The sequence below is a fragment of the Frankia sp. AgKG'84/4 genome (genome assembly GCF_023242965.2).
Taxonomy (GTDB): Bacteria; Actinomycetota; Actinomycetes; order Frankiales; family Frankiaceae; genus Frankia.
Genome location: NZ_JALKFU020000167.1, coordinates 1 through 9501, shown reverse-complemented (window position 1 = coordinate 9501; position 9501 = coordinate 1). Strand labels below are relative to the sequence as shown.

Genomic DNA, 9501 nt, shown 5'->3' with positions numbered 1-9501 from the left:
GTCTCGGAGCGACACACCCGCACCCCGGACGATCAACCAGCCGCTCCCGATCTACACCACGCAGTGGGACTCACCCTTGCCGGATGAATGTAGGTAAGCTACGGTTTCGCAGCAGCGGCCGGTTTGATCCAACATGGTGCGGTGTGCGCCCTTGTTGCTGACGAGCATGCCCGGGCGGACCGGGACGCGTGTAGGCGCGGCGATGCGTGATCCTGATGCGGATGGGTGATGTCGATGATCCACCCGAACAGTCCGGGCGATCTGTTCGATCGCCTTGAGATCGGCATGGCGCTCATCGACACGGGAAGCCGCCGGATCATCCGGGTGAACAGGGCTGCCACCCGGATGGCGGACATGTCCGAGGATCAGCTCATCGGCCAGACCTGGGACGCCGTCACGCCCCCGGACCGGCGTGAGGAGCTGCGCGCCAGGGTGCGCCGCCTGATCGACGGTGAGGTCACCGACGTCCAGGTCACCTCGGCGTTCACCCGGCCAAGCGGCGAGGTCGTCCACCTGCTCGTCACCTCGAGCCTGGAGGCGGCACCCGACGGCGGCGCGCCGCTGCTGGTCTGCCAGTTCCAGGACATCACCGAGCAGGCGGTGTCGCACGAGCACCTGCGTCTGCTCGTCGACCACACCCCGGTCTCCCTGCACCTGGTCGATCGGCAGGGCCACGTGCTGTTCTCCGCGGGCGCGTCCGTCGCCGCGACGGCCCGCGTGGGCTGGACGTCGGTGGAGGATGCCTACCGCGCGCACCCCGAGGCCCGGCGCCTGGTGGCCGCGGTGATGACCGGGGAGCGCGTCTTCCGCGTGATCGAGGCCGCCGGGCGCTACTACGACGTCCACATGGTGCCGGTGCCCTCGGCGGAGCCGGGCGACGGCGCGCGCGCGGTGGCGGTCCTCGCCACCGACGTCACCGAGCGGGAGACCGCGCTGCTGGAACTCAGCGCGCGCTCCGAGGAGCAGGCGACGGTCGTCGAGCTGAGTCGACTGGCCCTCGACGTCCCCGACTCCACCCTGCTGGTGGAACGGGCGGTGGTGAAGCTCGCGCGCCACCTCGACGAGACCGCGGTCGTCGTATATGAACTCGTCGCCGGCACGGCGCGGCCCCCGGTGCTGCGCCAGAGCGCCAGCCATGGCACCCCGCCCGACTCCCTGGAGCTGTGCGAGCAGGCCCTGAGGGGTGCCGGCCGGGAGGTCACGACCGGCGCCACCGCGGTGAGGTTAGGCACCGGCGACGCGCGGTGGCACGCCGTCGCCGTTCCCCTCGGGCCGCACGATCATCCCAGCGGCGTCCTCGCCGTCTACCGGGCCCAGGTTCGGCCCGAGCACAGGCCGGCCTGCACGGCCGTGAGGACGGCCGGGCCGAGAGGACGCGGCGCGTTCAACGATCGCGAGATCACGTTCATCCGGTCGGTGGCGGGTGTGCTCGGCGCGGCCGCGGCCCGCCTGCAGGTCGAGCGCGACGTGCGCCACCAGGCGCTGCACGACGGGCTGACCGGCCTGCCCAACCGCGTCCACCTGCTCGACGGCCTCGCCGCGGCCAGCGCCGCCGCGCGAAAGCGGGGCGAGCACATCGGTGTCCTTCTCATCGACGTCGACGACTTCAAGTCGATCAATGACTCGTACGGCCACCAGGCCGGCGACGAGGTTCTGCGGCGGATCGCGGTCCGGCTGCGCGACGCCGTGCGGCCAGGGGACACCGTCGCGCGCCTCTACGGCGACGAGTTCGCGGTCCTGTGCGAGAACATCGGCTCCCGCGACGTCCTGAGCGGCATCGCCGCGCGCATCGTCGACGAGGTGGGCCTGCCGATGGACGTCGCGGAGCGCACGCTCCTCGTCGGCGTGAGCGTCGGCGCGGCGTTCTCCAGCGCGGACCTGCACGACGTCGACGGGCTGCTGCGCGCCGCGGACGTCGCCATGTACGCGGCCAAGCGGCGCGGACGGGGCCGCTACCTCGTCTTCAGGGAGAACCTTCGGTCCCGCCTGCCCGAGAGCCACGTCGGGACCTAGCCACGTCGAGACCCAGCCCCGTCCCGGCCGGCGCAGGCAGGTGCGTGCAGGCTGGCGAGCAGCGCCAGCCGTTCGGCGCTGGCCGAGCCTGGCTCGGGGGACAGCACGGCCAGCCGCACGCCCGCGTCGTCCTGCAATCGGAGCACCTCCTCGAACAGGGACAGCTCGCCGACGAGGGGATGGCGGTACTCCCGCACTCCGGGGCTACAGTCGCGGACCTGGTGGCGCGCCCACGTCGCGGCGAACTCCGGGCTGTTCACACACAGCTCGCCGATCAGCGAGGTGAGCTGCTCGTCGTCGGGATGCTGCCCGGAGCTCAGCCGCAGATAGCTGACTACATCGTCGACCTTGCGCCGCCAGTTGGCGTAGAGCTCGCGGGTATGCGGGTCGAGCAGGACCAGCCGGGCGATGTTCGGCCTGGTGGCAGCCTGGGCCGGCGCGGCGACGTCGACGTGGCCGGCGATCAGCGCGTGACCGAGCCGGTTCCAGGCGAGGATGTCGGTGCGTCGGCCGAGGACGAGCGCCGGGACGTCCCGCAGCGACTCCAGCAGCATCAGGACGCCGGGCCGGACCCGTTCGGCCCGGCTCACGCGCCGCGACCCCCGGCCTGGCCGGGCCAGCGTGCGCAGATGGGCCTGCTCGTCGTCGCTGAGCCTGAGCACGCGGGCCAGCGCGTCGAGCACCGCGTCGGAGGCGTTGCGGCTCTGGCCCTGCTCCAGGCGGGTGTAGTAGGTGACGCTCACGCCGGCGAGCTGGGCCAGCTCCTCGCGCCGCAGCCCGGGTACGCGCCGACGATCGCCGGGCCGGTCCAGCCCCACCTGGGCGGGGGTGAGCAGGCTGCGCCGGGACCGGAGGAATTCGCCGAGCTCGGTCATGGGCTCTATTGTCGTCGTGTCCTATCGCGGGCGCGGCGGATGAGGGTGACCCTGACAGTGCCTGCTTCGCCGCCTGCTTCGCCGCCTGCTTCGCCGCTATTCCCGGGGAGGGGCACCCCGCGGGTGCTACTCCCGGCGTTCCTATCCTTCGCGGGGATGGCAACGGCAGGGGAATGGCTGGCCCGGCCATGGTCGAGAAGTGTGCTGTGCGTGAGCGAACAGATCATCACTCCGCCTACCGTCCCGACCTCGCCGGTGCGGCCGTCGGCGCGCCCGGGCAGCACTGCGTCGCTGCCCGCCCCGCGTGAGCACGCCGGCCCCGCGGCCCCGTCGCCTTCCGTGTCACCCACCGCGTCACCCGTCGAGGAGCGGATGAGCGGGCGACAGCGCCTCGCCCTCATCGTGCTGCTGGGCAGCCAGTTCATGCTGGCCATCGATTTCTCCATCCTCAACGTCGCCCTGCCCTCCATCGGCGCCGGCGTCGGCCTCGCCGACCATGACCTGCAGTGGATCGCGACCGCGTTCGCGCTCCCGTCCGCCGGGTTCACCCTGCTGTTCGCGCGGGTCGCCGACCTCGCCGGGCGCCGGCGCGCGTTCCTCACCGGGCTCGTCCTGCTCGTCGTCTCCTCGCTCGTCGGCGGCCTCGCCCAGCATCCCGCCGAGCTGCTGGCCGCCCGGGTCGGGCAGGGACTGGCCGCCGCGATCTCCGTCCCGGCCGCGCTGTCCCTGCTGGTCACCACCTTCCCGGAGGGGCCGGTGCGGCAGCGGGCGCTCAGCCTGAACGGCGCGTTGCTGCCGGCCGGATTCACCATCGGCGCGCTGGTCGGCGGCCTGCTCACCGGCTACCTGAACTGGCGCTGGGCATTCCTCGTGAACGTGCCGGTCGCCCTGGCCATCCTGGTCGTCGCGCCGAAGGTCGTGCCTGGCGGTCGCGGGGCGCGCGGGCAGCGTCTCGACGTCCCCGGCGCGCTCAGCGTCACCGCGGGCCTGGTGGCCTTCGTCTACGGCATCTCCCGCGGTGGTGCGTCCGGCTGGTCGGACCCGCTGGTGTGGATCTCGATCGTCGCGGGTGTCGCCCTGCTCGCCGTGTTCTGGCGGGTTGAGCGGACCAGTCCGCAGCCGCTGGCCTCCCCGGCCGTCATGCGACTGCGCCAGGTCGGCTGGGGCAACGCCGGCGGATTCGGGATCTTCGCGCTGGGCAGCGCGATCGTCTTCATGATGACGCTCTATCTGCAGCAGGTCCTCGGCTACTCAGCGGTGACCACCGGCCTGATCTTCGGCCTGCCCGGAGTCAGCGCGTTCGTCGCCGGCCTGCTCGCACCGCGGATCCTCGCGGTCGTGGCGCCGCGCCGCGCCCTGGTGCTGGGCCTCGTCGTGCAGGGGCTGGGCGCGCTCGGCCTGGTGTTCGTCGGCCTGGACCGCGGCTCGCTGGGACTGGTGCTGGCCGCCAGCGTCGTCGCGTTCTTCGGCCACGCCTGCGGGATCGTCGCCTACCTGGTCACGGCGACCTCCGGGCTGCCCGACGAGCAGCAGGGCCTGGCCACCGGGCTGACGACCATGACCCAGCAGGTCGCGCTGACCCTTGGCATCCCGATTCTCAGCGCCCTCGCGAACGCCCGTACCACCGCGTTGCTGGACGCCGGCGGCCACAGCGCCGCCGAGGCCCTGCTCGGCGGCATCCGCCTCGCCCTCGGGGCGGACGTCGCCGCCACCGCGGCGGCCGCCGTCCTCGTCGCGGTCTTCCTCGTCCGCCCCGGCCGGCGGGCCACGAACCGCCGTCCCTGACCGGATTATCCAATGAAACCCCAGCTTAAAAGGATATGTGGGCATCTGCTGTGAACAGCTTCTAGGATTGCCGTTCGCACACCTCGCATCGAACTCTTCGGAGGTCCCGATGTCCCCTTTCCGGTTACGTGTCCCATTCCGTGTCCCACGCCGGCCGCGCATGCTGGTACTTCAGGCCGCGGTATTGCTCGTCGCTGCCGTCGTTCTCACCCCCCTGGCGCCGGCCAGCGCTGCGGGCGTGTCGGACGACCCGGGCAAGACCGCGCCCGGCATCATCCAGTTCCGGCTGAACACCGCGACGGTGCAGCAGTTCCTGCGCCACGGCGTGCTCGTGTACACCCGGCCGCCGGGCTTCACCCTGCCCGGGCGCGAGGGCGTCGACTACGGGTTCGTCGGCGTCGGCTCGACCGGAATCGGTACGTACCGGGTCGACATGACCGGCACCCTGGTCTTCACGCGCCTGTCCACGGGCGCCACGGTCGCGTTCACCCCGTCCTACGTCAACGCGCGGGGAATTTCCTACGCGGGAAGGGCCGCCTCGGGACCGCCGGAGAACAACATCATCTGGTCGGTGGACTACTCCCAGGGAGTCACCAGCCTGCGGGTCGTCAACGCGCACTGGCTCAACGACGCGCTCGGAACCCAGGTCCTCACCGACGGCACGATCTCCGGCACGCTGGACTTCAGCCTCATGCCACCGGCGAAACCGGACTGCACCTGCGATCTACCGGGCGCTCAGACCGGCTGATCCCGCGGGCTCGTCACTGGGACGCGGCGAGCGTGCTCGTCGCGTCCCGTGACCGTCACCGCGGACAGGTAGCTGCGCCGGCCCTCGAGCTCGATCGTCTCGCCGACGACCTCGAACGCGCCGCGCAGCCGGATGTCGTCCGCGGACGAGCCCACCAGGACCTTGATCTCGCCGGGTTCCAGCACGAACCGCCCGTCGAGGCCGAGGTAGCCGAGCTGGCTCATCGCCACCGTGAACGTGACGCGGACCGACTCGTCGGCGGCAAGGGTGATCCGGAGGAAACCGGCGAGCTCCCGCTCCGGTCGCGACACGCCCCTGGCCTGGTCGGACAGGTAGAGCTGGACGACCTCGTCACCGTCGCGTCCACCGGCGTTGCGCACGCACAGGGCGATCGTCACGGTCCCGGCCGTGTCGACGTCCGCCGGGGAGATCTCCAGGTCGTCGTAGTCGAACGTGGTGTAGCTCAGCCCGTGGCCGAAAGGGAACAGCGGCGAGGAGGGCAGATCGAGGTAGCCCTGGTGCATGTCGTGCGCGGCGCGCCGGTAGCCGGTGCCGGTCGGCTGGGCGGAGTAGATCGGCACCTGACCGGAGTGCCGTGGCAGGGTGACCGGCAGCTTCCCACCTGGGTTGACCGCGCCGAAGAGCACGTCGGCGAGGGCGTCGCTGGCATGCTGGCCGCCGTAGGCGACATGCAGCAGCGCCGGCAGGTCCTCGACGACGGCGGACAGCGCCAGCGGCCGACCGGTCTGCACGATCGTGACGCACGGCGTGCCGACGGCGGCGACCGCCTGGGCGAGCGCGACCTGGCCGGCGGGCAGCTCGATGTTCGCCGTGTCGCCACCCTCGCCCTCGGTGATCCCCGGGATCAGCCAGCCACCGAGGCCGCCGAGGGCCAGGATGACGACGTCGGCGTCGCGGGCGGCGTCGAGCGCCGCCGGCAGGTCGTCCGCCTCGGTGTCGAGGACCCCGGCACCGCGCACGACGGTGACCCGCGCGGCCGGCACGGCGGCGCGCACCGACTCGGCCAGCGACCGGGCGCCGTAGTGCGCCCGCAGGTAGTCGTCGATCGGCATCGACAGCGGGCCGGTCAGCTCGTCGATCATCATCTCGATCGCGCCCGGGGTGAACTCGTTGAGCAGGTTCTCCATCCCCGGGACCGCGCTGTCGGTGGTGCCGTGCAGGCGGGCGGCGACGAGCTGCAGCGCACCGGGATAGGTGTACGCCGGGAAGCCCTGGACGATGTCGTCGGCGTGTGGGCCGATGATGGCGATCCGCCGCACGTCACGGGACAGCGGCAGCACCCCGCCGTCGTTGCTCAGCAGCGTGATCGACTCCTGGGCGATCCGGCGGGACAGGTCCCGGCCCGCGTCGGCGCTCGCCTGGATGACGACCGGGTCCTCGTCCAGGTACGGGGCGTCGAACAGGCCGAGCGCGAACTTGTCCCGCAGCACCCGCAAGGCGGCCTGGTCGAGCTGCTCCGCGGGGACCACGCCGCGGTGCACGGCGCGGGCGAGGGTCGGGCCGTACCCGTCGGGGATCGGTAGCTCGACGTCGAGACCGGCCGCCAGCGCGAGGCGGCCGGCGTCCTCGGCGTCGCGGGCGACGCCGAGACGCCCGTGCAGGTGGCGGACGGTCTCGTAGTCGGAGACGACGGTGCCGGTGAACCCGAGGCGCTCCCGCAGCAGGGTGGTGAGGATCTCGCGGCTCGCGCCGACCGGGACGCCGTCGACGGTGCTGTAGGAGTTCATCACCCCGGCGAGGCCGGCGAGCTTGATCGCGGCCTCGAACGGCCGCGCATACACCTCGTAGAGTTCACGGGCACCGACGTTGGAGCGGGCCATGTTCTGGCCGGACTCGGTCAGGCCGTACGCGAGGAAGTGCTTGCCGGTGGCGAGCACGCCGGTGCGCGGATCGTCGCCCTGGATGCCACGGGTGAACGCGACGCTCATCGCCGAGACGAGATAGGCGTCCTCGCCGTAGGTCTCGTGCACGCGGCCCCAGCGGGCGTCGCGGGCGACGTCCATCACCGGTGAGAGCACGCACAGGTGGCCGATGGCCCGGGCCTGGCGGCGCAGCACCGCTCCCATCGCCTCCACGCCGGCCGGGTTCCAGGTGGCGGCCAGGGCGATCGCGGTCGGGAAGGTCGTCAGGCCCGGCGCGACCACGCCGTTGAGCGCCTCGGTATGGAAGAGCGCCGGGATGGCGAGCCGGGTCTCGGTGACGAGGAAGCGCTGGACCTGGTTGACGGCCGCCGCGATCTGCGCCGGCGACTTGTGGCCGAACATGCCCAGCGGCCCGATGTGGCCGATCCCCAGCCCGATCGCCGCCATGGCCTGGGCGTCGTCCAGACCATGGCGGCCGAACAGCCGCGTCGGCATCGCGCCGGTGACCTGCTGCGCCTTCTCCTCGACGGTCATCCTCCCCAGCAGCTCGGTCGCCCGCTCCCGTGCGCTGGACCCTGCTTGCTGGCTCATCGGCGAACTCCCTGACCTCGATGTCGGGACGTTGTACCTCGCGGCGACGCCCCGTCGCGTCAGGACCGGGCCGCCGCCGGACCCGGTGTGTTCAGAAGGTGATCGGGACCTTCTTGTAGCCGCGCACGGTGCTGGTGTGCAGGCGCTCGGCCTTGTCGTGGTCGACTTCCCAGGTCGGGAAGCGGCGCAGGGCCTCCTCCAGCGCGATGCGGCCCTCCAGGCGGGCGAGCGGGGCGCCGAGGCAGTAGTGGGCGCCGAGGCCGAAGGAGACGTGCGACTCGAGGCGCCGGCGGACGTCGAGGACGTCGGGGTTGGCGAAGGCCCGCTCGTCGCGCCCGGCGGAACCGGTGAGCAGCAGGACCTTGCTCTCCGCCGGGATGGTCACGCCGTGCAGGGTCAGCTCGCGGGTGGTCCAGCGGCCCTGGGCGGGGGAGGGCGCCTCGTAGCGCAGGAGCTCCTCGACCCCGTTGGGGATGGCGCTCGGGTCGTCGACGAGAATCTGCCGCTGGTCGGGGAAGGCGGCCAGCGCCACGGACGCCCAGCCGAGCAGGCGCGCGACGGTCTCGGTTCCCGCGGAGACAAGGAGCACACCGAAGTTCGCCGACTCCTCGTCGGTGAGCCGGCGCTTGGTGCCGTCCGCCTCGTCGATCTCGGCGCGGACAAGGTCGGTCAGCATGTCATCGCGCGGGTGCGCACGGCGCTCGTCGAGCTGCTCGGTGAGGTAGGCGTGCAGCTCGAACATCGCGTTGATGGCGGTGTCGTTCATCATGCCGACGCCCGGTTCGATATGAAACATCGTGTTGATGATGTTGAGAATGCGCGGCTGGTCGACGGCGGGCACGCCGAGCAGCGCGGAGATCACCCGGGACGGCAGCTCGGCGCCGAAGTCCGCGACGAAGTCGAACCCGCCCGAGCCGACGTACGGGTCGAGCAGGTCGACGCACTGCTGGCGGATCTGCTCGTGCAGCAGGCCGATGCGGCGTGGCGTGAAGGCCCGGGAGACCAGCGCGCGTAGCCGGCCGTGCTCCGGCGGGTCCATGAAGATGATCATGCCTGTCGACGCGCCGCCGCCGCTCAGCAGCTCCAGGGTCGTGCCACGGGCTGAGCTGTAGGTCTTCGTGTTGCGCGAGGCGGCATCGACGTCGGCGTGGCGGGACAGCGCCCAGAAGTCGTAGCGGTCGTTGCGGTAGACCGGAGCTTCGTCGCGCATACGCCGCCAGAGCTCGTGCGGCGCGGCGTCGATCTCCGTGTCATAGGGGTCGTAGTAGATGTCGGCGGTCATCAATCCTCGCAGGTCACTGACGGTTCGCGGATCGGCTGGACTGGCGGTGGCGACGCTGGCAGACCGTCGGCACACCTGCGTGCATCGTGAGGAACGGCGACTTGCTGCACCTGGTGCCGTGGATCGGGCTATGCGGAGAACATTGCTGGATGGTAGAAGAACGCTGTTCCCAATTGCAAGATTTTCTGGCCAGGCTCGACTGGTTCTGCGCCGTGTCCGCTGGGCGGATATGGTCGAGTGTCCGGGGCGGGCGCTGCCCGCGCGCCGGGTGCCTCGGCCAGGCTGGACCCGGCCGGGCTCGGCGCGCCGAGCGCGGCCTCCAGG

Annotated in this window: 6 protein-coding genes; 3 read left to right on the top strand and 3 right to left on the bottom strand. The window is 71.8% G+C overall.

Features of this window, described 5'->3' with window-relative positions; all coding sequences use genetic code 11:
* Nucleotides 1-228: 228 nt before the first annotated feature.
* Entirely contained in the window at nt 229-2013 is a 1785-nt protein-coding gene (locus tag MXD58_RS12665) for a sensor domain-containing protein (RefSeq protein WP_250609339.1), read from the top strand.
* On the opposite strand, the gene MXD58_RS12660 is transcribed toward MXD58_RS12665, so the two are convergent.
* Nucleotides 2010-2888 (bottom strand): helix-turn-helix domain-containing protein, encoded by an 879-nt coding sequence (locus MXD58_RS12660; protein WP_248838647.1) that lies wholly within the window; start codon nt 2886-2888, stop codon nt 2010-2012. The genes MXD58_RS12665 and MXD58_RS12660 overlap by 4 nt on opposite strands.
* 372 nt (nt 2889-3260) lie before the next feature.
* On the opposite strand from MXD58_RS12660, the gene MXD58_RS12655 reads away from it, so the two are divergent.
* The gene (locus tag MXD58_RS12655) at nt 3261-4673 is read left to right on the top strand and encodes an MFS transporter (protein WP_248838646.1); all 1413 of its coding nucleotides are present in this window, start codon (nt 3261-3263) and stop codon (nt 4671-4673) included.
* Between the two features lie 160 nt (nt 4674-4833).
* On the top strand, nt 4834-5421 hold the full coding sequence (locus MXD58_RS12650) for a hypothetical protein (protein WP_248838645.1): 588 nt from the start codon (nt 4834-4836) through the stop codon (nt 5419-5421).
* Here the strand turns inward: MXD58_RS12650 and MXD58_RS12645 are convergent.
* Entirely contained in the window at nt 5409-7895 is a 2487-nt protein-coding gene (locus MXD58_RS12645; RefSeq protein WP_248838644.1) for a glycoside hydrolase family 3 N-terminal domain-containing protein, read from the bottom strand. The two genes, MXD58_RS12650 and MXD58_RS12645, sit on opposite strands and share 13 nt — an antisense overlap.
* A gap of 91 nt (nt 7896-7986) precedes the next feature.
* On the bottom strand, nt 7987-9177 hold the full coding sequence (locus MXD58_RS12640) for a cytochrome P450 (RefSeq protein ID WP_248838643.1): 1191 nt from the start codon (nt 9175-9177) through the stop codon (nt 7987-7989).
* Nucleotides 9178-9501 lie beyond the last annotated feature (324 nt).